The 25,475-nt window shown below is 60.2% G+C and carries 23 protein-coding genes and 1 pseudogene; 15 read left to right on the top strand and 9 right to left on the bottom strand.

All coding sequences use genetic code 11. From position 1 onward, the window contains the following. The first annotated feature begins 39 nt into the window (after positions 1-39). Positions 40-3,438 (top strand): YhdP family protein, encoded by a 3,399-nt coding sequence (locus PH551_RS16240; RefSeq protein ID WP_285193755.1) that lies wholly within the window; start codon positions 40-42, stop codon positions 3,436-3,438. A 13-nt stretch (positions 3,439-3,451) separates the two neighbouring features. On the opposite strand, the gene PH551_RS16235 is transcribed toward PH551_RS16240, so the two are convergent. Next, positions 3,452-5,113 (bottom strand): alpha-amylase family protein, encoded by a 1,662-nt coding sequence (locus PH551_RS16235; RefSeq protein WP_285193754.1) that lies wholly within the window; start codon positions 5,111-5,113, stop codon positions 3,452-3,454. Between the two features lie 183 nt (positions 5,114-5,296). Here PH551_RS16235 and PH551_RS16230 point away from each other — a divergent pair, with 183 nt between their 5' ends. After that, a complete protein-coding gene (locus PH551_RS16230; RefSeq protein ID WP_285193851.1) occupies positions 5,297-5,593 on the top strand; it encodes a hypothetical protein in 297 nt (98 codons plus the stop codon). Positions 5,594-5,656: 63 nt separating this feature from the next. Here the strand turns inward: PH551_RS16230 and tyrS are convergent, their stop codons facing one another. After that, entirely contained in the window at positions 5,657-6,913 is a 1,257-nt protein-coding gene (gene tyrS / locus PH551_RS16225; RefSeq protein ID WP_285193753.1) for a tyrosine--tRNA ligase, read from the bottom strand. A 131-nt stretch (positions 6,914-7,044) separates the two neighbouring features. Here tyrS and PH551_RS16220 point away from each other — a divergent pair, with 131 nt between their 5' ends. Beyond that, on the top strand, positions 7,045-8,157 hold the full coding sequence (locus PH551_RS16220) for an anhydro-N-acetylmuramic acid kinase (RefSeq protein ID WP_285193752.1): 1,113 nt from the start codon (positions 7,045-7,047) through the stop codon (positions 8,155-8,157). A gap of 59 nt (positions 8,158-8,216) precedes the next feature. Here the strand turns inward: PH551_RS16220 and PH551_RS16215 are convergent, their stop codons facing one another. Beyond that, entirely contained in the window at positions 8,217-8,894 is a 678-nt protein-coding gene (locus PH551_RS16215) for an alpha/beta hydrolase (protein WP_064705075.1), read from the bottom strand. 217 nt (positions 8,895-9,111) lie between these two features. Here PH551_RS16215 and PH551_RS16210 point away from each other — a divergent pair, with 217 nt between their 5' ends. The 8 genes from PH551_RS16210 (at position 9,112) to sufA (ending at position 16,838) form a co-directional block, all read left to right on the top strand. Continuing rightward, entirely contained in the window at positions 9,112-10,278 is a 1,167-nt protein-coding gene (locus PH551_RS16210) for a cysteine desulfurase family protein (protein ID WP_285193751.1), read from the top strand. Positions 10,279-10,438: 160 nt separating this feature from the next. Then, positions 10,439-11,908 (top strand): Fe-S cluster assembly protein SufB, encoded by a 1,470-nt coding sequence (sufB, locus tag PH551_RS16205; RefSeq protein ID WP_285193750.1) that lies wholly within the window; start codon positions 10,439-10,441, stop codon positions 11,906-11,908. A 60-nt stretch (positions 11,909-11,968) separates the two neighbouring features. Beyond that, positions 11,969-12,310 carry a GIY-YIG nuclease family protein gene (locus PH551_RS16200; RefSeq protein WP_183700319.1) on the top strand — a complete coding sequence of 114 codons (342 nt, stop codon included), beginning with the start codon at positions 11,969-11,971 and terminating at the stop codon, positions 12,308-12,310. A 317-nt stretch (positions 12,311-12,627) separates the two neighbouring features. Further along, entirely contained in the window at positions 12,628-13,386 is a 759-nt protein-coding gene (gene sufC, locus PH551_RS16195) for a Fe-S cluster assembly ATPase SufC (RefSeq protein WP_064691723.1), read from the top strand. A gap of 24 nt (positions 13,387-13,410) precedes the next feature. Then, positions 13,411-14,685: a Fe-S cluster assembly protein SufD gene (sufD, locus tag PH551_RS16190; protein ID WP_285193746.1), complete on the top strand. Its 1,275-nt coding sequence runs from the start codon at positions 13,411-13,413 to the stop codon at positions 14,683-14,685. Between the two features lie 13 nt (positions 14,686-14,698). Beyond that, positions 14,699-15,940 carry a cysteine desulfurase gene (locus PH551_RS16185; protein WP_285193744.1) on the top strand — a complete coding sequence of 414 codons (1,242 nt, stop codon included), beginning with the start codon at positions 14,699-14,701 and terminating at the stop codon, positions 15,938-15,940. Between the two features lie 12 nt (positions 15,941-15,952). After that, positions 15,953-16,333 carry an SUF system Fe-S cluster assembly protein gene (locus tag PH551_RS16180; protein WP_064705069.1) on the top strand — a complete coding sequence of 127 codons (381 nt, stop codon included), beginning with the start codon at positions 15,953-15,955 and terminating at the stop codon, positions 16,331-16,333. A gap of 112 nt (positions 16,334-16,445) precedes the next feature. Then, positions 16,446-16,838, top strand: a complete 393-nt coding sequence (gene sufA, locus PH551_RS16175) for a Fe-S cluster assembly scaffold SufA (protein WP_285193743.1) — start codon at positions 16,446-16,448, stop codon at positions 16,836-16,838. 58 nt (positions 16,839-16,896) lie between these two features. On the opposite strand, the gene PH551_RS16170 is transcribed toward sufA, so the two are convergent. The 5 genes from PH551_RS16170 to PH551_RS16150 form a co-directional block, all read right to left on the bottom strand. After that, the gene (locus PH551_RS16170) at positions 16,897-17,202 is read right to left on the bottom strand and encodes a flagellar basal body rod C-terminal domain-containing protein (protein ID WP_285193742.1); all 306 of its coding nucleotides are present in this window, start codon (positions 17,200-17,202) and stop codon (positions 16,897-16,899) included. Between the two features lie 194 nt (positions 17,203-17,396). After that, positions 17,397-18,188, bottom strand: coding sequence for an amino acid ABC transporter ATP-binding protein (locus PH551_RS16165; RefSeq protein WP_285193741.1), 792 nt, complete (start codon positions 18,186-18,188; stop codon positions 17,397-17,399). Beyond that, on the bottom strand, positions 18,185-18,853 hold the full coding sequence (locus PH551_RS16160; protein WP_285193740.1) for an amino acid ABC transporter permease: 669 nt from the start codon (positions 18,851-18,853) through the stop codon (positions 18,185-18,187). Before PH551_RS16160 ends, PH551_RS16165 begins: the two co-directional genes overlap by 4 nt. After that, complete coding sequence (locus PH551_RS16155) at positions 18,850-19,491, bottom strand: amino acid ABC transporter permease (protein WP_097599286.1); 642 nt, start codon at positions 19,489-19,491, stop codon at positions 18,850-18,852. The genes PH551_RS16160 and PH551_RS16155 overlap by 4 nt, the downstream gene beginning before the upstream one ends. Positions 19,492-19,587: 96 nt before the next feature. Then, positions 19,588-20,415: a transporter substrate-binding domain-containing protein gene (locus PH551_RS16150; RefSeq protein ID WP_285193739.1), complete on the bottom strand. Its 828-nt coding sequence runs from the start codon at positions 20,413-20,415 to the stop codon at positions 19,588-19,590. A gap of 229 nt (positions 20,416-20,644) precedes the next feature. Here PH551_RS16150 and hutC point away from each other — a divergent pair, with 229 nt between their 5' ends. The 4 genes and pseudogenes from hutC to PH551_RS16130 all read left to right on the top strand — a co-directional run bounded on the left by hutC (position 20,645) and on the right by PH551_RS16130 (position 24,315). Beyond that, positions 20,645-21,352, top strand: a complete 708-nt coding sequence (gene hutC / locus PH551_RS16145) for a histidine utilization transcriptional repressor HutC (protein WP_285193738.1) — start codon at positions 20,645-20,647, stop codon at positions 21,350-21,352. A 29-nt stretch (positions 21,353-21,381) separates the two neighbouring features. Then, entirely contained in the window at positions 21,382-22,311 is a 930-nt protein-coding gene (locus PH551_RS16140) for a LysR substrate-binding domain-containing protein (protein ID WP_285193737.1), read from the top strand. A 113-nt stretch (positions 22,312-22,424) separates the two neighbouring features. Continuing rightward, on the top strand, positions 22,425-23,780 hold the full coding sequence (locus PH551_RS16135; protein WP_285193736.1) for an LLM class flavin-dependent oxidoreductase: 1,356 nt from the start codon (positions 22,425-22,427) through the stop codon (positions 23,778-23,780). Next, positions 23,777-24,315 (top strand): annotated as a pseudogene (locus PH551_RS16130) (flavin reductase family protein). The gene PH551_RS16135 and the pseudogene PH551_RS16130 overlap by 4 nt, the downstream one beginning before the upstream one ends. Here PH551_RS16130 and PH551_RS16125 read toward each other — a convergent pair. Further along, positions 24,292-25,455, bottom strand: coding sequence for an aminotransferase (locus PH551_RS16125; RefSeq protein ID WP_285193735.1), 1,164 nt, complete (start codon positions 25,453-25,455; stop codon positions 24,292-24,294). The pseudogene PH551_RS16130 and the gene PH551_RS16125 sit on opposite strands and share 24 nt — an antisense overlap. Positions 25,456-25,475 lie beyond the last annotated feature (20 nt).

Raw genomic sequence — 25,475 nt, 5'->3', positions numbered from 1 at the left:
GGGTTCAATTCTTCGATTTAAGGGAGAGCCCGAGGGCGCATGTCAGCCATCCGCGGCGAAAAGGTCACGTTTCGCAAGAAGGATATCGTTGCGCTGGACCGCTTGCCGTCCGCTCAGGCCGAGGATCCGATCATCGTTCATTGTCCGCCGCCGCGTTCGCCGATGCGCCGGACGGCGAAGCTGACGTCAGTTTTTCTAGGACTGATTCTCGTTATCCTTGCTGCCATCGTGTTCACCATCGAAGGCGGCATGTTCGACAAGCCGCTGTCTCAGCAGGCGCAGGCGGCGCTTGATGGCGTGGCGGGACCGCGTTACCGCGCTGAAGTCGGCTCCACCGTCATCCGGTTCACCTCCGACTTCCGACTGGCGCTGGAAGCGCGCAACGTCAATATGATCGACCAGAAGAGCGGCCAGCACCTGTCGACTACGGGTTCGGTGCGCCTGGGCCTCGATCCGCTGCAGCTTTTCCGCGGCCGCATCGCCGTTGCGGATATCGAAGCGGAGGATATCGCACTCGACACCGCGCTTCTGCCCTCCGGCAACCCGGTCAAGCTTGACGATCTGCGCCTCGACGCCATGCCGGCGGCGATGGAGACGATCTTCGCGCAACTCGACGTGTTCGACAGCATCGTGACGCGCGGCTCGACGAATTCGGTGCGCATCTCCGGCATCGACATCAAGCTTGCCGATACCGCGAACGGCCCGCTGTCGCTCGTCGTCGACAATCTGGTGTTTGCTCTTGGTGGGCCATCCTCGCTGCAATTGAGTGGCGAGCTGGCGCTTAACGGCGAGGTGGCGGAACTCGACGTGCTGGCCAAGAAGGAAGACGGCCAGGTGTCGAAGATGACGGCAACGCTCAAGCATGCGAACCTGACGCCGTTTACGCTGAAGCGCAACGATCAGGGCGTGATACGGCAGGGACTTAACACTTTTGCCGATCTGACGGTGTCGGCCACCAGGGCGCGCGATGGCGTCGAGCCGGCGCTCGGGGCGACGATCGACGTCGATCCCGGTCTGATCTATGCCGACGGCGATCCGCAGGAACTGTCGGGCGGGCAAATCAATCTGGCCTATGACTTCGTCAAGCAGACAGTCGAGATCGCTAAATCGAATCTCCGGTTCGGCGCAACCACGCTGCCCCTCAACGGCGCGCTGATCGATCTCGACAAACTCGATCCTAAAGCCGGCAAGGGCTTCGGCATCGATCTGCTCGTCAGCGGCGGCACTGCCGCTCCGAGCGGCTCCGGCGAAGAGCCTGTTGCTTTCGACATCCAGGCGACCGGACGCTATATGGTCGCCGGCCGGGAATTCCTGTTCCCCAATATGACTGTCTCCAGCCCGCTCGGCGCGCTTTACGGGGCGTTGCACATCAGGCTCGGTGACAAATCGCCGGAAATCAGCTTTGCCGGCCAGTCCAGAGAGCTGCAGACGACGGCGATCAAGCAGCTCTGGCCGTTCTGGATGGCGCCCAAGGTGCGCACTTGGGTGCATGGCAATCTCTTCGGCGGCACCGTGACCGATGCCTCGATTTCAGTCTTCATTCCCTTTGGTCGGCTTGACGAGGCAGCCGGCGGTAAAGGATTGAAGCTCGACACCAATCAGATCCGCATCGGCTTCGATATTGCAGGCGCGCGGATGAACGTCGCCGGCGACATTCCGCCAGTCCGTGATACGGCGGCGCATTTCGATCTGACCGGTCCCGTTGCAACGATTTCGATCAAGAGCGGCATGTCCTATTTTCCCTCCGGCCGGTCCGTCGGCCTCGGGCAGGGAACGTTCGTCATACCGTCCGCCTACGACAAACCGCTGATGGCCGATATCGATCTTGCGGTATCGGGCGCGGCGGACGCCATAGGCGAGCTCCTCACCTATAAGCCGATCCGGGTGCTGCAGCGCGCCGGCTTTACGCCCGACGATTTCAAGGGGCATATCGACGCGAATGTGAAGGCGCATTTCGGACTACTGTCGTCACAAAACCCGCCGCCGGCCGAGTGGAAGGCCGCCATGAAGCTCGCTGACGTCGATCTTGCCAAGCCGTTTTCCGGCCGCACGATCAGCAATGTCAGCGGCATGCTGAACGGCGATCCGAAGCAGATCACGCTCGACGCCAAAGGCGAGATCGACGGCATTCCTGCCGATATCGATCTGACCGAGCCGGTCGAGGCGTCGTCTGGTGTGCAGCGGCAGCGCGTGATTACGGCGACGCTCTCCGATGAGCAGCGCAGCAAGGTGATGCCCGGGCTTTCCGATATCGTCAGGGGCAACCTGAAGATGGTGCTGACGCGGATCGACGATGACCGGCAAGAGGTTCAGCTCGACCTCACCAAATCGATGCTCGACCTGCCCTGGATCGGCTGGTCGAAAGGCAGCGGCATTGCCGCCTCCGCGGAGTTCGAAATGTCCGGCCCGCCCGAGAATACCGAGATCAAGAATTTCCGGCTGAAGGGTGACGGCTTCGGCGCCAGCGGATCGCTTGTTGTCGGCAAGACCGGCCTTATCTCGGCGGATTTCGACAGCGTCAGGCTCTCCTCGCTCGACGATTTCGCTCTGTCGGTCAAACGCAGCAAGGGCAATTTCGACGTCTCCGTTTCCGGCGACAGCGCCGATGCGCGGCCGATCATCGCCCGATTAAAATCGGGCTCGGAGGGCGGCGAGGACGGCGATGGCGACAACACCGGCGTATCGGTGCGCGCCAAGCTGAAAAACGTCGTCGGCTTCAATGACGAGAGGGTCGGCAATTTCCAGGCGCAGGTGTCACTGCGCGGCGACAGGCTGCAGACACTGAATTTTTCCGGCATCACGGACAGCGGCGAGGCCGTTGTCAGCCAGATGAAGGACGGCGGTGTCATCAATATCACCAGCGGCGACGCCGGTGCGGTATCGCGTTTTGCCGATCTCTATCAGCACATACAGGGCGGCCTGCTCAACCTGGCTATCCGGCTTTCGCCGCAGGGCGGATGGGACGGCTCGCTAGATGTGCGCCGCTTCTCGATCGTCAACGAACAGCGCCTGCATTCGATCGTCTCGACACCTGTCGGAAACGAGCAGCGAAGCCTCAATGAGGCGGTCAAACGCGACATCGACACCTCTTCGCAACGCTTCCAGCGCGGCTTTGCCCGCGTCATCTCGCGCAATGGCATGGTCGGTATCGAGAACGGCGTGCTGCGCGGCGACCAGATCGGCGCGACTTTCCAGGGCGTGGTGCGCGACCGCAAGGGCAATATGGATATGACCGGCACCTTCATGCCGGCCTATGGCCTCAACCGCCTCTTTGCCGAATTGCCGCTGATCGGCGTCATCCTCGGCAATGGCAGCGACCGCGGCCTGATCGGCATCACCTTCAAGCTCACCGGCAAGTTCGACCAGCCGAACTTGCAGATCAATCCGCTATCGATCATCGCGCCTGGTGTTTTCCGGCAGATTTTCGAATTCCAGTGAGGAAAAGCGAGACTTAGATATCTTTCCGCCTGAGGAGATAGTCGAGACCGCCGACCCGATACCAGCGGTAGACATAGGCATCGAGCATGACCGTATGGCGCCCTTTGTCGTCGGCTTCGCTGCTTGCCCCATCGGCAATATCGATCAGCAATCGCCCGAGTTCGCCAACATCAGGATCGAAGGTCACTTCCGTCGGGTGCGGATGCAGGTTATGCAGGATCAGCACCGAATTGCCGCGCCAGTCATAGCGCAGCGCCAGCACGCCGTCGTCACCTGTGTCGACAGTTGAGAAATCGCCCCAGCCGATCTCGGGAGCCTCCTTGCGCATCCGGATCATCCGCTCGGTCCAGTTCAAGAGCGAATTCGGATCGCGCCGCTGGACGGCGACATTGATATGTTCGAAACCGTAGGGGCCGTCCTTGATAACAGGCGAAACGGACTTCGCGCTTTTGGTGAAACCGCCTTCCGGCTCCGTCGACCATTGCATCGGCGTGCGCGCGCAGCTGCGCTCCGGCAGGCACAAATCGTCGCCCATGCCGATTTCATCGCCATATCGGATGACTGGCGTTCCGGGCAGCGAGAACAGCAGGCTGTAGGCCAGCTCGATCCTGCGACGGTCGCCGCCGAGCATGGGCGCGAGGCGCCGGCGAATGCCCCTGTCGTAAAGCTGCATGCCCTTTTCGGGGCCAAACGCGGCGAATACTGCGTCGCGCTGCTTATCCGTCAGGCGACCGAGATCGAGTTCATCGTGATTGCGAAGAAACAGCCCCCATTGCGCGGTCGCCGGGCGCGACTTGGTGACCTCCATCGCCTTCTTCAGAGGCCGCGTGTCGGCGGTCGCGAGCGCATAAAACAGCGTCTGATTGACTTGGAAATTGAACATCATCTGCATGCGGTCGCCGTCGTCGCCGAAATATTCGAAATTGTCCTTCGGCAGGATATTGGCTTCCGCCAGCACGATGGAGTCTCCCAGGCGCCATTGCAGGAATTCGCGAAACTTTCTCAGCATGTCAAACTGCTCGACCGGCTTGGTGACCTCGGCGCCCTTCGTGGCAATGATGAAAGGGGCAGCGTCCATCCGGAAGCCCGAGACGCCGAGCTGAATCCAGAAGCCCATTATCTTGAGGATCTCCGCCTGCACCTCAGGATTGGAGGTGTTGAGATCAGGCTGGTGATCGTAGAAGCGGTGGAAATAATAGGCCCTGGCTTTTTCGTCATAGGTCCAGATCGTCTTCTGGACACCCGGGAAGACCATGCCCTGATCAGCGTTTGCAGGCTTTTTGTCTGACCAGACGTACCAATCGCGATAGCGTGACTGTGGATCGCTTCTGGCGTCTTCGAACCAGGGATGATCCTTCGAGGTGTGATTGATCACCAGATCGATCAACACCCGGATGCCCCGCTGTTTGGCACCATGGGTGAACTCGACGAAGTCGCCAAGCGAGCCATAGCGCGGGTCTACATTATAGTAATCGGAAACGTCGTAGCCGTCGTCGCGACCGGGCGAAGTCTGGAACGGCATGAGCCAGATTGCCGTCACGCCGAGGCCGGAGAGATAGTCGAGACGGCGCATCAGGCCTTGAAAATCACCGACGCCGTCGCCGTTCGCATCCATGAAGGTCTCGACGGACAGGCAGTAGATGACGGCGTTCTTATACCAGAGGTCGTTGATCATGACGGCGCTCCAAATGCATCTGGTCGCAAATCCCGTCGGGCGGAAAAGGTTCCGGGAAGGCGATATCGTGGCGCGGCCGGCTGGATAATTGTGATCCATAGCGACAGGCTGGTCATTGATGCTTTGCTTATTTTAGATAATTCTGATGTAATGTTGGTGCCAGGTGCAGCAGCGGTTGGCGCAATGTCGGAGAATGCCATGCAGTGCGCCCGGACAGTCTCTTTCCTATCGGCCACCATGATGGCCGTGACAGTCGGTGAGGCTTCGAATTCTGCAGAAAAGGGCGCACGGCTGAAGCCGGTGAAGAGCATCCCCTCCGAGCATGTCCTGCTGGTTCCGCTCGACGCAAAGATGACGCCGCCGATCTTCTCGATCGGCTGGTGGTCGCGCGTACGACCCGCTTCGGAGGTCAATCCGCCCGGACCTCTCCTTCGAGAGACGAAACAAGACGAAGCGGAATACCGATGGCGGGCCGACTGATCCCGCGCCAAAGGAAAAGCCGGCGTGGCGGCCGGCTTCAAGGTCCGTCTAATTCGAAGCCAGCTACGCCGCGCGGCGGATCAGGATGTGCTTCTTCTTGCCGAGCGAGAGCTTGATGACGCCATCGGCGGTGATTTCGCCGCTGCCGATCAGGCGACGTTCGTCGCTGACAGCCTCATCATTGATGCGCACTGCGCCGCCCTGGACGTGGCGACGAGCCTCGCCGTTGGAGCCGGCCAGGCCGGCGCGGACCATCAGCGAGAGCAGGCCGATGCCGCCGTCAAGCTCGGTGGCCGGGATCTCGACCGAAGGCAGATTTTCGGCAACGCGGCCTTCCTCAAAGGTGGTGCGAGCCGTTTCGGCGGACGCCTCGGCTGCCTCACGACCGTGGACGATCGCGGTCGCTTCCGTGGCGAGAATCTTCTTCGCCTCGTTGATTTCGGCGCCGCCGAGCGCCTCGAGTCTGGCGATCTCGGCCAGCGGCAGGCGGGTGAAGATCTTCAGGAAGCGGCCGACATCGGCATCCTCGGTGTTGCGCCAGTACTGCCAGAAATCATAGGGGCTGAAGACGTCCTCGTTCAGCCAGACGGCGCCGGAGGCGGTCTTGCCCATCTTGGCGCCCGAGCTCGTGGTCAGAAGCGGCGTCGTCAGCGCGTAAAGCTGCGGCGTCCCCATGCGGTGACCGAGATCGACGCCGTTGATGATGTTGCCCCACTGATCCGAACCGCCCATCTGCAGGCGGCAGCCGTAGCGGCGGTTGAGCTCGACGAAGTCGTAGCCCTGCATGATCATGTAGTTGAATTCGAGGAAGGAGAGCGACTGCTCGCGATCGAGGCGCAGCTTGACGCTGTCGAAGGAGAGCATGCGGTTGACCGAGAAATGCCGGCCGACATCGCGCAGGAATTCGATATAGTTGAGCTTCAGCAGCCAGTCGGCATTATTGACCATGAGGGCATCGGTCGGGCCGTCTCCGAAGCGCAGGATGCGCGAGAAGATCTTTTTGATGCCTTCGATGTTGGTCGAGATCGCCTCCGGCGTCAGAAGCTTGCGCTGCTCGTCACGGAAGGAGGGGTCGCCGACCATCGAGGTGCCGCCGCCCATCAGCGCGATCGGCCGGTGGCCGGTCTCCTGCAGCCAGTAAAGCATGGTGGCGGAGATCAAATTGCCGATATGCAGGCTCGTCGCCGTTGCGTCGTAGCCGACATAGGCCGTCACGACATCCTTCGCGAACAGGTCGTCGAGGCCGCGTTCATCGGAAACCTGATGAATGAAGCCGCGCTCTTTCAGCGTGCGGAGGAAATCGGACTTGAACTCGGACATGGCTTTCGTCTCTTCGTGCCTGCGCTGCGCCCACCGGGCTTCGCGCAACTTCGTTGTTGTTGATCTGTGGCGGCGCGTTTAGCACTGTTTTTGCAAAAGTGCATCCGGGAATCGCATGGGAGGCAAGCCTCATGGATGTGGTCAGAACAGCGATCGGCCTGATGAGCGGCACGTCGATGGACGGAATCGATGTCGCGCTGATCAGAACCGACGGCCGCGGCTTCATCGAGCGCGGGCCGTTCCTGGGCGTGCCGTATGATGCCGAGTTTCGTGCGCGTCTCAAACGGGCGCTGGAACTGGCACGGCCGCTTCGCGACAGGAACGAACGGCCGGGGGAACTTCGCGAGATCGAGGACGAATTCACCCTACGGCATGCAACTGCCGTTACGGCATTCCTCGAGCGTTTCGGGTTCACGCCCAATGGCATCGACGTTGTCGGTTTCCATGGCCAGACGGTGCTTCACCGGCCGGACGAGGGACTGACGATCCAGATCGGTGACGGCCGGGAACTGGCGCGCCGAACGGGCCTGCCGGTGGTTTACGACATGCGTGCCAACGACATGGTGCATGGCGGGCAAGGTGCGCCACTGGTGCCGGTCTATCACGCTGCCCTTGCCGGAAAATTCCAGCAGGCGGGAGAGGCGGTGTGCTTCGTCAATATCGGCGGCATCTCCAACCTCACCTATGTCGGCGCTGACGGCCGGATTGCCGCCTTCGACAGCGGCCCTGGCAATACGCTGATCGACCAATGGATAGAGATGCAGACCGGCAAAACCTATGATCCCGGCGGCCAGATCGGCGGGCGCGGCAAGATCGTCCCGGCTCTGGCGGAGCGGTATCTGGACAGCCCGTTCTTCCGCGGCAATGTCCGCCGTTCGCTCGATCGCGGCGATTTCGCACCACTTCGGCCTGGCGATGCGAGCCTCGAAGACGGCGCCCGGACGCTTGCGCATGTCGCCGCCGCATCGATCGTCAAATCCGCCGAGTTCCTGCCCGAACGTCCCTCCGCCTATATCGTCTGCGGCGGCGGACGGCTGAACGGCACCTTGATGGCCGAGCTCTCGGCGATGGCCGAGGGATCGAAAGTGTTGAGCGCCGAGGCCGCGGGCTTCGACGGCGATGCGATGGAGGCCGAGGCCTGGGCCTATCTTGCCGTACGCTCGCTGGACGGGCTGCCGCTGACCTTTCCCGGCACGACGGGAGTTGCGGCTCCCGTCAGCGGCGGCGTGCTGGCAACGCCATGATGAACGAAAAACCCAGCGCGTCGTGAGGATGCCGGTGGGCAGACGGCGGCGCCATGCGGTCAGCGGATCCGCTTGGCCGCCGGCTCGGGCACGAGCTCGCCATTGAGGCGACGGTCGAGATAATCCTCGCATTCGCTCATCAGCGTCTCCACCTGACCATTGAAGAAGTGGTTGGCGTTTGCGACGGTGCGATGGGTGATGAGGATGCCTTTCTGGGTTTTCAGTTTCTCCACAAGGCCGTTGACATCCTTTTCCGGTGCCACCTTGTCGGCCTCGCCGTTGATGATCAGGCCGGACGAGGGGCAGGGCGCCAGGAAGGAGAAGTCGTAAGTATTCGGCTGCGGGGCGATCGACATGAAGCCCTCGATTTCCGGCCGGCGCATCAGAAGCTGCATGCCGATCCAGGCGCCGAAGGAATAGCCGGCGACCCAGCAGGTTTTGGAATCAGGGTGCAGGCTCTGAACCCAGTCGAGCGCGGAGGCGGCATCCGAGAGTTCGCCGGCGCCATGATCGAATTCGCCCTGGCTGCGGCCGATGCCCCGGAAATTGAAGCGCAGCGTCGTGAACCCGCGCTTCTGGAACATGTAGAAGAGCTGGTAGACGATCTGATTGTTCATCGTGCCGCCGAACTGCGGATGCGGATGCAGGATGAGCGCGATGGGCGCGCTTTTTTCCTTGGAGGGCTGGTAGCGGCCTTCAAGACGGCCGGCTGGGCCGTTGAAAATAACTTCGGGCATTGGTACTCCGGGTTTTATTTCGTGTTCGCGCTGCGTTGGATGACAACATGACTTGACTAATGTTGTCAGCTTTTCTAAAACGTAGTTTAGAACAATTCGAAACTTGCATGGCGATCCACGCGTCGTGGAACGTGTCATAAGGCAAGCCCGGCGGAAATTTCAAGAAAAATGCACCGCGGCCGCTGAAGCAAGCTCGTTAAGCGCAGGACTGAGGATCATGGCGCCGTCACGCCTTTATCTCGACTGGAACGCCACATCGCCGCTGCACCCTGCAGCGCGGGATGCGATCATGGGCGCCATCGACATATTCGGCAATCCGAACAGCGTACATGGAGAGGGCCGTGCCGCCCGCGCCGCCATTGAGGGAGCGCGGCGCAAGGTGGCCGCCCTTGCCGGCACCGATCCGGGCAACGTGATCTTCACCAGCGGCGCGACGGAAGCTGCCAATCTGGTACTGACGCCGGATTTTCGTATGGGCCGCACGCCGCTTCAACTCGGCCACCTCTATTTTTCCGCCGTTGAGCACCTGGCTGTACGAGAGGGAGGCCGGTTCCCGAAGGATCGCACGACCGAGATTCCGGTAACGAATGCCGGTATCGTCGATCTGAACGAGCTGGCCGCGCTTCTCGATGCCCATGACAAATCGACGGGCCTTCCGATAGTGGCGATCATGTTCGTCAACAACGAGACGGGCATCGTCCAGCCGGTCGAAGAGGCGGCCAAGATTGTGCGGGCGCACGGTGGTCTCTTTGTCGTCGACGCCGTGCAGGCGGCCGGCCGTCTGCCGATCGAGATCGAGCGCATCGGCGCGGATTTCATCATCGTCTCCTCTCACAAGATCGGTGGACCGAAGGGGGCGGGTGCACTGATCGCGCGCGGCGAGGCGCTGATGCCGAAGGCGCTTATCCGCGGCGGCGGGCAGGAAAAAGGTCACCGCTCGGGGACACAGAATTCGCTGGCGCTGATCGGCTTCGGAGCTGCGGCGGAAATCGTGCTTCAGGATCTTGAGGAACGGAACGCTGCGATTGCTGTGCTTCGCGACAGGCTGGAAGCCGGCATGCGCGCTGCCGCGCCCGATGTCCTCATCCACGGTACCGGTGGTCCGCGGGTCGCCAACACGATTTTCTTCACGCTCCCTTGCCTGAAGGCGGAGACCGGGCAGATCGCTTTCGATCTTGAAGGCGTTGCCCTTTCGGCGGGCTCTGCTTGCTCATCCGGCAAGGTCGGCGAAAGCCATGTGCTGACGGCGATGGGGCGCGACGCCAAGCTCGGTGCGCTGCGCATCTCGCTCGGCTTTTCGACCACTGAAGAGGATATCGACAGGGCGATCGCCGCCTTCGCGAAGATCGCCTGCCGGCGCAAGTCGGCGGGCGAGGCGGCTTGACCGCCTCATAAACTTGCGGAAACACAAATTTCCGCTTGCCAATCGGGCTGAAAAGTTCCTTTTGGCCTCCTACATCAGGGCAAAGAATTTGCCGGGGCAAGTCAATTGCCCGTACGCTACAAGCTGCCGGACCTTGTATCCGGCGAGATTGGAGAACGAAATGGCTGCCGTGCAGGAAACGATCGACCAGGTCCGCCTGATCGATGTGGACCAGTACAAATACGGTTTCGAGACCGTCATCGAAATGGATAAGGCGCCGAAGGGCCTGTCCGAGGATATCATCCGCTTCATTTCGGTCAAGAAGCAGGAGCCGGAGTGGATGCTGGAATGGCGTCTCGAGGCCTATCGGCGGTGGCTGACGCTGGAAGAACCGACCTGGGCGCGCGTCAACTATCCGAAGATCGATTTCAACGACATCCACTATTACGCCGCGCCGAAGAGCGCGCCAGGTCCGAAGTCGCTCGACGAGGTCGATCCGGAGCTCTTGAAGGTCTATGAGAAGCTTGGCATCCCGCTGCGCGAGCAGGAGATCCTGGCCGGGGTCGAGAAGCCGAAGATCGCCGTCGACGCCGTTTTCGACAGCGTCTCGGTCGTCACCACCTTCAAGGCGGAGCTGAAGAAGGCCGGCGTGATCTTCATGTCGATCTCCGAAGCCATTCGCGAGCATCCCGATCTGGTTCGCAAATATCTCGGCTCCGTGGTGCCGACCTCGGACAACTATTACGCGACGCTGAATTCGGCTGTTTTCACCGACGGCTCCTTCGTTTTCGTGCCGAAGGGCGTTCGCTGCCCGATGGAGCTTTCCACTTATTTCCGCATCAACGAGAAGGGCACCGGCCAGTTCGAGCGCACGCTGATCATCGCGGAAGAGGGCGCTTACGTCTCCTATCTCGAAGGCTGCACGGCGCCGCAGCGCGATGAAAACCAGCTGCATGCGGCCGTGGTCGAGCTCGTGGCTCTCGACGATGCCGAGATCAAATATTCCACCGTCCAGAACTGGTATCCGGGCGACAAGGAAGGCAAGGGCGGCATCTACAACTTCGTCACCAAGCGCGGCGATTGCCGCGGTCACCGATCGAAAATCTCCTGGACGCAGGTCGAAACCGGCTCGGCGATCACCTGGAAGTACCCGTCCTGCATCCTGCGCGGCGACGACAGCCGCGGTGAATTCTACTCGATCGCCGTCTCCAACGGCCATCAGCAGATCGACAGCGGCACCAAGATGATCCATCTCGGCAAGAACACGTCGAGCCGAATCGTCTCCAAGGGCATCGCCGCCGGCGTTTCCAACAACACCTATCGCGGCCAGGTCTCGGCTCACCGCAAGGCGTCGAACGCGCGCAATTTCACCCAGTGCGATTCGCTGCTGATCGGTGACAAGTGCGGCGCTCACACCGTGCCTTATATCGAGGCGAAGAACTCGACGGCGCAGTTCGAGCACGAAGCGACGACCTCGAAGATTTCCGAGGACCAGCTGTTCTACTGCCTGCAGCGCGGCATCCCCACCGAAGCGGCGATCGCGCTGATCGTCAACGGCTTCGTCAAGGAAGTCCTGCAGGAACTGCCGATGGAATTCGCGGTCGAGGCGCAGAAGCTGATCAGCATTTCGCTTGAAGGGAGTGTTGGCTAAGCGGTTTTCCGTCATCCTCGGGCTTGTCCCGAGGATCTAAGCACAACTGCGGAGGATCGGGTGAGCGGGTTTGTCTACATGATGTCCGACAAACCAAGAGGTGTAATCTACACCGGCGTCACCAGCGATCTGCAAGGGCGCGTATGGGAACACCGCAACAAAATCCATAAGGGTTTTACGGAGAAATACAGAGCGAAAAACCTCGTCTGGTTTGAAAGCCACCCGAACATTGTGCTGGCGATCCAGCGAGAGAAATCTCTAAAACGCTACCTGCGTGAATGGAAAATCAAGCTCGTCGAGGAGCTCAACCCGACCTGGATGGACCTTTACGAGCGCATCGACGAGATCGAGAATGTCTATCGGCCGCATGAGAATACGCGGCAGTGGAGCGATTACAATTGAAGGCTTAGATCCTCGGGACAAGCCCGAGGATGACGATCGAGACCGGTGAAAACGGTCAATTGGGCGGCCCTTGAAGCCGCTCTATGAATAGGAAGAATGGTATGCTTGAAATCCGAAGCCTGCACACCCTTAGTGACGTCATCCTCGGGCTTGTCCCGAGGATCTACGCACGTAAGCGGAAAGTCTCGTCGGAGCAGTAGAGCGATTACAATTGAAGGCTTAGATCCTCGGGACAAGCCCGAGGATGACGGATCGAGGCCGTTGCGAACGGTCAATCAGGCGGCACTTGAACCCGCTTTATGAACAGGAAGAACGAAATGCTTGAAATCAAGAACCTTCACGCTCGTATCGCCGAAGATGGCACCGAGATCATCCGTGGCCTGAACCTCACGGTGAAGGCCGGCGAGGTGGCGGCGATCATGGGGCCGAACGGCTCCGGCAAGTCGACACTCTCCTACGTGCTGTCGGGCCGCGAAGACTATGAGGTGACCGAGGGCGACATCCTATATAACGGCGAGAGCATTCTCGAGCTCGATCCATCCGAACGCGCCGCCAAGGGCATCTTCCTCGCCTTCCAGTATCCGGTCGAAATCCCCGGTGTCGCCACCATGCAGTTCCTGAAGGTGGCGATGAACGAACAGCGCAAAGCGCGTGGCGAGGACGAGCTGACGACGCCGGATTTCATGCGCCGTGTCAAGGAAGCAGCGGCCAAGCTGCAGATCAATACCGAAATGCTGAAGCGGCCGCTCAATGTCGGTTTCTCCGGCGGCGAGAAGAAGCGGGCCGAAATTCTGCAGATGGCGCTGCTGGAGCCGAAGCTCTGCGTGCTCGACGAAACCGATTCCGGCCTCGACATCGACGCGCTGAAGATCGTTGCAGACGGCGTCAACGCGCTGCGTTCGCCCGACCGCGCCGTCGTCGTCATCACCCACTACCAGCGCCTGCTCGACTATATCGTGCCTGACACCGTCCACGTCCTTTACAAGGGCCAGGTGGTCAAGTCCGGCGACAAGACCCTGGCGCATGAGCTGGAAGCCAATGGTTACGCCGACATCATCGGCGCAGCAGCGGCCTGAGTTCGGGTGGAAAGGACAACGTCCATGAACATGCAGACGACGAGCCGTCTCACCGCGGCCGAAACGGCGCTGATCGAGGCCTTCAACCATCAGATCGGTGACCTGCCCGGCAATGGTGCAGTGACGGCGCTGCGTGACCGGCTTATCGACGATCTCAAGAAAGCCGGCTTGCCGACGCGCCGAATCGAAGCCTGGCACTATACCGACCTCAAGAATCTGCTGCGCGCCGTACCGGCGCAAGTGGGTGATGCCGGCTCCAACGCACTCGAGCCGGTCGTTGCCGGTTCCTCGGTGCTGGCGGTCATCCAAGGCCATGCCAATCAGAAGGCTACCATCGATGGACTTGGGCTTTCGGCCTATTCCGAACGGCTGATCGACGGTTCGGCTGTCGAAAGGCTCGATGCATTGGGCAGCGACGATGCGGTCGGCCGGATCAACGGCAGCTTCGTGCGCGACGGCTATGTCGTCGATGTGCCCGATGAAACCGAGCTTGAAAATCCGCTGGAAATCCAGTTCATCCATGCCGGCGGGCAGACGCATACGCGTCTCCCGGTTTCCTTCGGCGCCGGCGTCAAGGGAACGGTCATGGAGCGTCACCGTGCGGTGACGGGCGATGCGGCCTTCGTGTCCCACGTCAGTGACATCGCGGTTGGCGAGGGCACGGAGTTGACCTGGATCATCCTGCAGCAGCAGGGCGTCGACGACACGCATCTCGGCCAGATCCGCGTCGATCTCGGTGCCGATGCCAAACTTCGCCTGTTCGTCATCAATGCCGGCGGCAAGCTGGTGCGCCAGGAACTGAATATCAAGGTGACGGGCGAGGGCGCCGATCTGACGCTGCGCGGCATCAACCTGCTTGGCGCCGAGAGCCATACCGATGTGACGATGGTGCTCGGCCACGATGTGCCACATACCGGTTCGACCGAAGTGATCCGCAACGTGGTCTTCGACCGCGCCAAGGGCGTCTTCCAGGGCATGATCCGGGTTGCGCCCGATGCGCAGAAGACCGATGCAAAGATGGCCTGTAACACGCTGCTGATGTCCGACGACGCCGAGTTTTCGGTCAAGCCCGAACTCGAAATCTTCGCCGACGACGTTCAGTGCGGTCACGGCGCGACGGTGACCGATATCGACGCCAACCACCTCTATTACCTGATGGCGCGCGGCATTCCGGAGAACAAGGCGCGGGCGATGCTCGTCAACGCCTTCGTCGCCGAGATCGTCGAGGAACTGGAAGACGAGGCCCTAGTCGAAGCGCTGGAAGGCGTGATCTCGGCCTGGCTCGAAAAGCACGCCTGATCGGATAAATGCCATGGACAAGATAGTTCCGGCCACTGAGTACGACGTCGAAGTCATCCGCCGGGATTTTCCGATCCTGGCGGAGAAGGTGCACGGCAAGCCGCTGGTCTATCTCGACAACGGCGCGTCGGCGCAGAAGCCGCAGGCGGTGATCGACGCCATCTCGCATGCTTACGCCCACGAATATGCGAATGTGCATCGCGGGCTGCATTACCTGTCCAATGCCGCGACGGATGCCTATGAGGCAGCCCGCGAGAAGGTCCGCCGCTTCCTCAACGCGCCTGATGTCAACGACATCGTCTTCACCAAGAATTCGACCGAAGCGATCAATACTGTCGCCTATGGCTGGGGCATGCCTAAGATCGGCGAAGGCGACGAGATCGTCCTGACGATCATGGAGCACCATTCCAATATCGTGCCCTGGCACTTCATCCGCGAGCGCCAGGGCGCCAAGCTGGTCTGGGTGCCGGTCGATGACGAAGGCGCCTTCCATATCGAGGATTTCGAGAAGAGCCTGACGGAGCGTACCAAGCTTGTCGCCATTACCCATATGTCGAATGCGCTCGGCACGATTGTTCCGGTCAAGGAGGTCTGCCGCATTGCCCATGAACGCGGCATCCCGGTGCTGATCGACGGCAGCCAGGGCGCCGTGCACCTGCCGGTCGACGTGCAGGATATCGACTGCGACTGGTATGTCATGACAGGCCACAAGCTCTACGGCCCGTCGGGAATCGGCATTCTCTACGGCAAGAAGGAGCGGCTCTCGCAGATGCGCGCCTTCCAGGGCGGCGGCGAGATGATCTTCGAAGTCGCCGAGGACTCGGTCACGTACAACGATCCGCCACATCGCTTCGAAGCCGGCACGCCGCCGATCGTGCAGGCGATCGGGCTCGGTTACGCCCTCGACTATATGGAGAAGGTCGGCCGCGAGGCAATCGCCCGGCATGAGGCCGATCTCGCAGCTTACGCGACCGAGCGCCTCCGGTCGGTCAATTCGCTGCGGATGTTCGGGACAGCAGCCGGCAAGGGGAGCATTTTTTCCTTCGAACTGGCAGGCATTCACGCCCATGACGTCTCGATGGTAATCGACCGGCAGGGCATTGCCGTGCGGGCCGGCACCCATTGTGCCATGCCGCTCTTGAAACGCTTCGGCGTCACCTCCACATGCCGTGCATCGTTCGGCATGTACAATACCCGCGCCGAGGTCGATGCCCTGGCCGATGCGCTTGACTATGCGCGCAAGTTCTTTGCCTGAGGAGTGTCCGTGATGAGCCTGGACGAAAGCGAACAGAAGATCGATGTGCGCGAAGGCATCGTGCATTCCAGCATCCCGGCCGATGAACTGGCGCGGCTCAGCGATGACGTCATCGCCGCGCTGAAGACCGTCTACGACCCGGAAATCCCCGCCGACATCTTCGAACTCGGCCTGGTCTACAAGATCGACATCGAGGACGACCGGATGGTGAAGATCATGATGACGCTGACCGCCCCCGGCTGCCCGGTCGCCGGCGAGATGCCGGGCTGGGTGGAGAATGCCGTCGGCGCCGTCGAAGGTGTGTCGGGCGTCGAGGTCGAAATGACCTTCGATCCGCCATGGACGCCGGACCGCATGTCCGAGGAGGCGCAGGTCGCCGTCGGCTGGTACTGAGCTGCGCTAGTACGCAGTACGGCGCGCGGTATTGATCCGTTTACCTCGGGCGACTACATTTGATTCACGAAGCACCGGATCTTGACCCCGGTTGTGGAAGGAGATGAAGCCGATGGGCTTTGCTGTGATGACCATGACGGACGGGGCTGCCGCCCGCGTCAAGGCGATTGTCGAGAATTCCGGGCCGGAGGCCAAGGGTGTCCGCGTGGGCATCAAGAAGGGCGGCTGCGCCGGGATGGAATATACGATTGACCTGGTGACCGAGCCGAATGCCAAGGACGATCTGATCGAGCGCGACGGCGCCAAGGTCTGGATCGAACCCTCGGCCGTGCTTTACCTGCTCGGCACCGAAATGGGCTTCGAACAGACGACGCTGCGCTCCGGCTTCACCTTCACCAATCCCAACCAGACATCGGCCTGCGGCTGCGGTGAATCCGTCGAGCTGAAACCTGCCGATCTCGCGGCCCTTGCCGCACAGCGTCAGAGTGAGCCGGCGCATTCCTGACATTCACTCAGACTGACGGAATTTCAGCGCCAGCCAATTGTCTACAGTATCGGCGTGCTCAGTCGCGCTTGATGCTCATCAGCATTTCCCACATGTCGGCGCCGGTCTCGAAGACAGCGGCGTTCGCCTTGTAGTTCTGCTCGGCTTCGATCAGGTCCGTGAGTTCCGTGGCAGGATCGACATCGGATGCTGTCGGGCTGACGATGGCCTGAACGCCGCCTGATCCGACAGAGGTGAGGCCGGTGTTCAGCCTGCCATAGTCCGGTGTGCTGCTGTTTGCGACGTTGTTGGCAATCGCGCCGATCCGTGTCGTCTGTGCTTGCATTCCCGAAAGAGCAGTGTTTGCGATACCCGATATGCTCATCAGCCGTTTCCCCGGTAACTGGATAGTCGTCTTTTACTCGCAAGGCTTTAGGGAATGCTGAAGGCGCTGCGTTAGCAAAAGATCTATCGGCGCGTGGTCATGCCATCAGATTTGCTCCGAAACGGCACGGCGCCATACGCGTGATCGACACTTGCGTGAGACTTTGCCCGCTCCCGGATACGGAAAGAGCAGCATCACAGCAGCATCGAGGCTCCGCGATCTATGTAGGTATCAAGAAACTGTTCGAGGCGGGGATTTCGCGGTCGCTTGAAAACTTCCTGCGGCGGACCGGTGAACAGCACCTTGCCGTGATCGAGAAAGATGATCTGCTGGCCGACCGTTGCGGCAAATCCGATCTCGTGGGAAACGACGACCATTGTCATGCCTTCGGCGGCGAGGTCGCGCATGACGTTCAGCACCTCGCCGGTCAGTTCGGGATCGAGTGATGAGGTTGGTTCGTCAAAGAGCATGATCTTCGGGTTGAGAGCCAGGGCCCGCGCGATAGCAACACGCTGCTGCTGTCCTCCCGAGAGCTGTGACGGATAGTGGTTTGCCCGACCCTCGAGACCGACCTTTGCGAGGTGAGCCATTGCCCGTTCCTCTGCCTCCTTGCGGTTCTTTTTGTGAACCGTCTTCAGCGCCTCGCTGACGTTGCCGAGCGCCGTCATGTGTGGCCAGAGATTGAACTGCTGAAAAACCATGCCGATCTGGGCGCGAATCCGGCGATTGGTGGGAGCCGGCAGCCGCTCCCTTACGCCATTCGCATTTTCCGCAAAGCCGAGCACCTCGCCATTGACGGCAATGGTCCCCTTTGTCGATTCTTCCAGAAACGCCATGCAGCGCAGCAGCGTGCTCTTGCCTGATCCCGACGGACCGATCACGCAGGAAACCTGTCCCTGGGCAATATCAAGATCGATACCGTTCAGCACGGTGGAATCGCCAAACGTCTTGACAAGATTTTTGACTGCAATCGCGGGAACGCTCATATGTGGAAAAACCTGAATCTTGTGAGTTTCGTTTCGGCGAGACGGCCAAGCCAACCGGTGATTTCGACCAGCCCCCAGTAGAAGAGGGCGAGGACGAAAAGCGCTTCGACGAAAGCATATTGCTGCGATCCGATGGCGCTCAGTGTTGCCGTCAGTTCCGGCACGGTGATGATCGACAACACGGCCGTCTCCTTCATGAGGATGATCGTCATGTTGAGCGAAGGTGGCAGCACCAGCATGGTCATCTCAGGCAGTAATATGCGCCTGACGATCTGCGTGTGTGTCAGGCCAACGCATAGACCCGCTTCGATATGCCCCTTCGGGACGGCGGCAAAGCCCGAGCGGAATATCTCGCTGAAATAGGCCGCGCCGTAGATGGACAGGCCGACGACGCCTGCCGGGATCGGATCGAGCGACAATCCGACGAAGGGGCCGCCATAGTAGACGAGGAATATCTGAATGAGGAAGGGCGTGCCGCGCAGCACTGCGATGACAATGCCGAACGCCCTGTCCAAGAGCACCCCGCCAAAACGCCGCGCGACAGCGACAAGGAAACCCAGAACGGCAGCGGCAAGAGCGGCGACGATCCAGATGACGATTGTCACGAAGGCACCGCTGGCGATCTCCGGCAAATGGCTGAAAATCACATTGATATCGAACGTCATCGCGGCACTCCCGGGAGGGAGCGTTCGATCAGACCGCCGGCAAGCGCTACGATCCAATTGATGGCGAGGTAGATCAGACCGGCGGAAGCGAAGATTTCGAGCGGCAGAAAGGTGCTGCCGGCAAGGTCCTGGGCCATGCGCGTCAGCTCGACGATCCCGACAACTGAGACCAGCGAAGAAGCCTTCAAAATAAGGATCGCTTCGTTGACGAGCGCCGGAAAGGTCAGCCGCAGAGCGATCGGCGCCTTGATCCGGCGGAAGATCTGCATGGGCGTGAGGCCGACCATCTCGGCAGACTCGACAAGGCCCGACGGAACGCTGGCAAACCCGCCGCGTAGATTTTCAGCCTGATAGGCAGCCGTACACAGCGAAAGGCCAACGATCGCCGCAACGATACTCGGCACGTTGATGCCGATCACCGGCAGAAGGTTATAGATCAGTAACAGCTGCACCAGCAGCGGCACGCCGCGAAAGAAGCTGATGAAAATCTTCCCCGGCAACACGAAAAGCCTTTGCCGCGAAAGGAGCATGGCGGAAACAATGATCGCGATCGCAAAGCCGATCAGAATCGAAACTACGCTGATCGTAACGGTGTAGATCGAAGCTTGCAGAAGAAGCTCGAAAAGTTTGGTGGACATGGGCGGTGCTTGCCTGCGTGCTGCGGCCGTGACGTCTGTTCCACGGCAAATTGCGCCCCGACCGATGGCGGGGCGCGGGCATTTCACCGGCAATGATCAGAATGCCGGATCTTTGACAGCGTCAGGCGTGTCGAAAGACGCACCGAACCACTTCTTTTGCAGCTCCGCCATACGCCCGTCTGCCTTTATCTTGAGCATCGCGGCATCGATCGCGTCCATCAGCGGGGCGTGATCGGCGTCCTTGAGACCGATGAAGCCGAAATAGGACTTCTTTCCGAAAGGCGGCAGGACGACTTCGAAAGTGCCCTTTCGCTGGCTGGCGACAAAGGCGATGTTCGGGAGCGAATTGGCAACGCCGGCAATACGGCCGGCTGCGAGATCGGCGTAGGTCTCAGTGAAGGCAGGATATTCGCGTACATCGACTTTGGTCGGCAGCGTGTCGGAGAATTCCTTCAGCTGGTCGAGCTGGGCAGTTGCCTTGCCGACACCAATCGTCTTGCCGGCAATGTCTTCCGGCTTGCTGATCGTCGTGTCGCCGGCCTTCTTGAGGATGGCAATCGTCGCTTCGGCGATCGGCGGCGTGAAGCGATAGCGCTCCATGCGCTTCTTAGTGATCGTTGCTGGACCTGCGACGACATCGAACTTGCCGGCCTCAAGCGCGGGGAAGACGCCGTCCCACGGAAGTGCCACCCACTCGATCTTCACGCCAAGTTCCTTGCCGATCTCGGCAAAAAGGTCGACGTTCAGGCCCGTATGTTCACCAGCATCGATATAGTCGAACGGTGCGAAAGCCGTTTCTGTGCCAACCTTGAGCGTGCCGGCTGCCTTGACGGCCGCCAGCGTATCGGCTGCGTGGGAGGAAACGGCTGCTCCTAATAGGAACGCAGCGCCAACCAGACCCTTCAGCAGTGAATTTGCCTTCATGATCATCTCTCCAGTTTTATTCCCCCGGCGGAGGAGTTTTGTTCCCGATCTTGATTTCAATGCGCGGATTTTTATGCTCCGCTTTTGACTATACAAATAGATATAGGCTGGCCTAGAGTGTCAATGTAAAAGTCGAGGAACGCAAAATTTGTGCCGGGTTGCGGCGATCTTTGCCGATGTGACGCGACCGCTCCGGCACTTTGATCGTGGCGCCGAACGAGGTGTGGACTTGTTGTCGATTTATCAGCGTATTTTCAGAGATATCGAGGCGAAGATCATCAGCGGCGATTGGCGGCCTGGCGACCGTATTCCCGTAGAGCATGAACTGGTGGCGGAATATCAATGCTCGCGCATGACTGTCAGCAAGGCACTGTCGGCTCTGGTCGAGCGCGGCATGATCGTCAGAAGGCGCAAGACCGGTTCGTTTGTTGCATCGCCCCAGATCGACCGCACGGTAATGGATATTCAGGATATCAGCACCGAAGCGGAACTGGCCGGGCACGAACACCGCTTCGAGCTTCTCACACGTAAAGTCGAACGCCTTGGAGAAACGGACGCACAACAGCTGTCGGAAGCCCCCGATGCGGAGATACTTAGGCTTCAATGCCTACATATGGTGGACGGCAAACCCTATGCCATCGAACGGCGGATCATCATGCTCGACGCCGTCCCCCGTGCGCGTGACGAGAGCTTCGCCTCGATCCCGCCCGGCAAATGGCTGCTTGCAGAAGTTCCCTGGTCCAAGGCCAAACACGTCATCCGCGCCGTCTCGGCCGATCCGGCGACGGCGCGAATGCTGGAGACAGAAAGAGGCCAGGCGTGCCTTAGCCTAATCCGGCAGACCTGGCAGAACGGCCGGACGGTGACATATGTCGAGATTACCCATCCAGGCGACCGGTTCCAGTTCGCAGGGACGTTTCATCCGATGGCAAATTGAGTTGGCGCACACCACGGGAGGTTCTGCAAGTGATCGATGAGCGCTTCAAGACGATCCCGCTCAAGGGTCTGCAAGCCTTCGAGGCAGTGGGGCGTTGCGGCGGCGTGACGGCTGCGGCACTGGAGCTCAAGGTCTCGCCGGGGGCAATCAGCCAGCAAATTCACAAGATCGAAAGTTTTCTCGGAGTTTCGCTACTGGAGCGGAGCGGGCGAACCGTTGAGCTGACCGCCTGGGGCCGGCTTTATCATCAGGAGATTTCGAAGGGATTTGAGCAATTTGCATTCGCTCAGCAGTTGTTGGAAAGGGCACGCAACGAAACGCCGCTGGTCCTTAGCGCGCTTTCTTCCGTCGTCAACAGATGGATCGGCAGGCGAATCTTCGACTGGCAGGCGCTTCACCCCGATGTTCAAGTGAGAATTATTGGACGGGACAAGGAGCCCAGGATCGGTTTCGACGATGTCGATTTCCGCGTAAGCTACGGGTCGGACGTCCTGCAGCACGACCATTATACGGAACTGTTTCGCGATTGGGTCGTGCCTGTCTGCTCGCCGTCGCTGATGCAGGATCGCGCGCACGCGGCCCGGGATCTCTTTGAGCAACCGCTCCTGCATGTCGAGTGGGAAAGGCACTTCACGCCTTACCCAAGCTGGGCGGAGTTTGCGGCCAAGGCCGGTATACCGTTCGACGCGTCGACGCCAGGCCTCTCCTTTACCCTGTCGAGCAGCGCGATCGATGCAGCCGTCAACAAGCGCGGCGTCGTCCTCGCGCAGATGTCGATGATATCAGATGAGCTCGAGGCGCAGACGCTCGTCACTCCCGTCGACATGCGGATGCCGCTGCGCGAAAGCTACTTTCTGGCCTGGGACCGCGCGGCACTGCAAAAGCCGCGCGGCCGCGAATTCCGCGACTGGCTCGTCGCCATTTCCCGTCAGCAGGCTTTGGTGTCAGCGCCCAAATGAACGTTTTAGAAAATCTAAAACGGACCTTAGCGCCGCGATGTTGATGAAAATTTGCGCCCGGTGATAATTTGAGCGCCACCTTCAATCGGCAGCATGCATAAGGGGGGAGCTCGATGGCGCGAACTGACAAGATGAAACTTGGGACCTTCGTCTACACTTTCGGCTTTCATCCGGCCTCATGGCTGCATCCGGCCAGCGATGTCGGCGGCGCCAATGACTTCGCCCATCTGCTCGATGTCGCCAAACGATCCGAGGCGGCCAAGTTCGATTTCATGTTCATGGCGGATTCTCCGGCTGCCGCCGTCGGTGATCCTAATGCGCTTGCCCGTATTCCGACCAAGATGAATCGCTTCGAACCCCTCTCACTGCTATCAGCATTGGCGGTCACGACCAGCAATCTCGGTCTCGTTGCGACGGTGTCGACAAGTTATTACGAGCCATACAATGTCGCCCGCCTGTTCGCCTCGATCGACCACCTGAGCAACGGGCGCGTCTGCTGGAACGTCGTCACCTCCGACCATGACGAAACCGGCTACAACTTCAATCGCGAGGGACTTGATCCGCACGCGCTACGCTATGAGCGAGGCAACGAATTCGTCGATGTCGTTTTCGGGCTTTGGGACAGCTTCGAGGAAGGTGCTCTGCTTCTCGACCGCGAAAACGGTGTCTATTATGACAAGGACAAGCACCACACGCTCAATCACAAAGGCAAGCATTTCCAGGTCCGCGGACCCCTCAACATTGCGCGAACGCCCCAGGGCCGTCCCGTCATCGCCCAGGCCGGCGGTTCGGAACCCGGAATGGACATGGCGGCGCGCACTGCCGAGATCGTTTTCAGCCTTGCGTCGAATATCGAGCGGAACAGGGCCTTCTACGAAAACGTCAAAAGCCGCATGCCGGCCTATGGGCGCAATGCCGACGACCTGAAGATCATGCCGGGCATCGTTCTCAACGTCGGTGAAACGGAAGCCGAGGCAAAGGCGAAGGTCGATTATCTGATCGACAAGATGCATCCTGATGTCGGCCGGTTGATGCTTTCCGAATTCCTGGAAGCGGACTTGCGCGACGTGCCGCTCGATAAGCCCTTCCCCATGGATCGACTTCCGGCGGTGCCGAAGGGTTCACGCGCCTTGTTCGACGAATTGGTCGGTTTCGTCAGGAGCGGCCACACCGTCGGCGAGCTCATCCGGCACTATGCCGAGAAGCATACCGGAAATGGCATTACAGGCACGCCCACCCAGATCGCCGACTTTATGGAGGAATGGTTCGAGACGCGGGCCGCCGATGGCTTTATCCTGATGTTCCCGACCCTGCCGTCCAGCCTCGACGATTTCGTGAGGTTCGTCCTGCCCGAGCTTCGCCGCCGCGGTCTGTTCCGCGAGGAATATGAGGGAAGGACCCTGCGCGAAAACCTCGGTCTTTCAATGCCGGCAAATCGTTTTGCCGAAACGCGGACGCCGGCCCGATGAGTGCCGCGGCTTTGATCAGCGAAGCAGATTTCAAGCTTTCGATGCGTAATCTGGCGGGTGCAGTCAGCGTGGTCACGGTCGGCGACGGAAAAAACCACACCGGCTTCACCGCAACGTCGGTCTCTTCATTTTCGGCGGAGGTGCCCTCGGTCATCGTCAGTGTCAACCGCGCATCTTCCTCGTGGCCGATATTGCAGCGGTACGGCTGTTTCTGTGTCAACGTGCTCGCGGCCGACCAGCAGCAGGTGGCGCAATCATTTGCAGGTTTCGACGGACGCAAGGGCATCGAACGCTTCGGTAATGCGGGATGGTATCGCCTCAGGACTGGCGCGCCCGTTCTCGAAAACGCTCTTACCGTGCTGGACTGCAGGCTCGAAACGGCATTCCACCATCATTCCCATGCGATCCTGATCGGACATATTTGCGCTGTCCAAGTCCGACAAGGCATAGGGCCGCTCATCTATTGGCGCGGCGGCTATCGTGAACTCCGGCGGAGGTCGATTGCCGCGTTCTAGCGGAGCCGCTCCGACAATAGCCCTATCGAGGCAACATCCGCATTGGCAAAGGCAAGTCTGAGGTAATGCTCTTGTCTCTCGCCGAAATAGGCGCCCGGCAAACAGACGATGCCCGATTCCCTGGCGAGTCTTTCGGCGACCTCTGAAGATGATCGATCGGCGAAAGGGTGGCGGACGAAGGCGAAATAGGCGCCGATCGCTCCTATTTCCCAATCATGCAAGCTGGAAAAGACCAGCTTTAACGCATCCGCCCGGCGCGCGATTTCCACCCGGTTGCAGGCCCGCCAATCGGCAAGCGCGGGGATAGCCGATGCGACGGCGATCTGAGCCGAGCGCGGTGCGCATATCTGCATATTGTCCATCACCTTGGCGATCTCGGCGACGAGCTTGGGTCCTGCCGTGATCGCACCCAGCCTGTGGCCGGGGATGCAAAAGGATTTCGAAAAACTGTAAAGAAGGACGACCGTTTCCTCCCAACCCGGCTCGGACAGGAGTGAGTGCGGCCGGCCGTAATCCTCGCCCAGGAAATCGCGATAGGTTTCATCAAGGATCAGCCAGGTGCCATACTTCCGGCAAAGAACAAAAAGCTCGTGCAGCAGGCTTGGCGGATATACCGCTCCGGTGGGATTATTGGGTGAGACGACTGCCAGCACCTTGGCGCCGGCAGCAAGTGCTGCTTCGGTCGAACTCGGATTAGGCAGAAAACCGCTGCCAGGATCGCACTCAACCAATCGACGTCCGATCCCCAGCATCGACAGCGTCGTATCGTGATTGAAATAGAAGGGATTGGTGAGAGCCACCGTATCGCCCGCGCCAGCAAGGGCGATCGCCGCGCACATGAACGCCTGATTGCAGCCGGCGGTGATGTGGATATTCCCTTCGGAAAGGTCGGCGCCGTAAAGCGCGGCGAGATGTGCTGCATAGGCCTTGCGTAACAGGGGCTCGCCTTCGATCGGACCGTAGCCTGTCATCGCCTGCTGTCCGGCCGCCTCGGCAAGCAGGCGAAGCATCTCCGGATGGGCGGGATAGCCGGGTACGGCTTGCGATAGATCGATGAGCGACCCCTTGTTTCCTTTATATTCGCGGCTCCAGGCGATGACGGAAGGAATGGGCGGGGCCGAGAGTCGGGAAACACGTAAATTGGGTTTTGCAGCGATCATGTCGATTTCTCTTTGATGGC

The organism is Rhizobium atlanticum (genome assembly GCF_030182485.1).
Lineage (GTDB): Bacteria > Pseudomonadota > Alphaproteobacteria > Rhizobiales > Rhizobiaceae > Rhizobium.
This window is presented reverse-complemented; position numbering and strand designations above follow the sequence as displayed.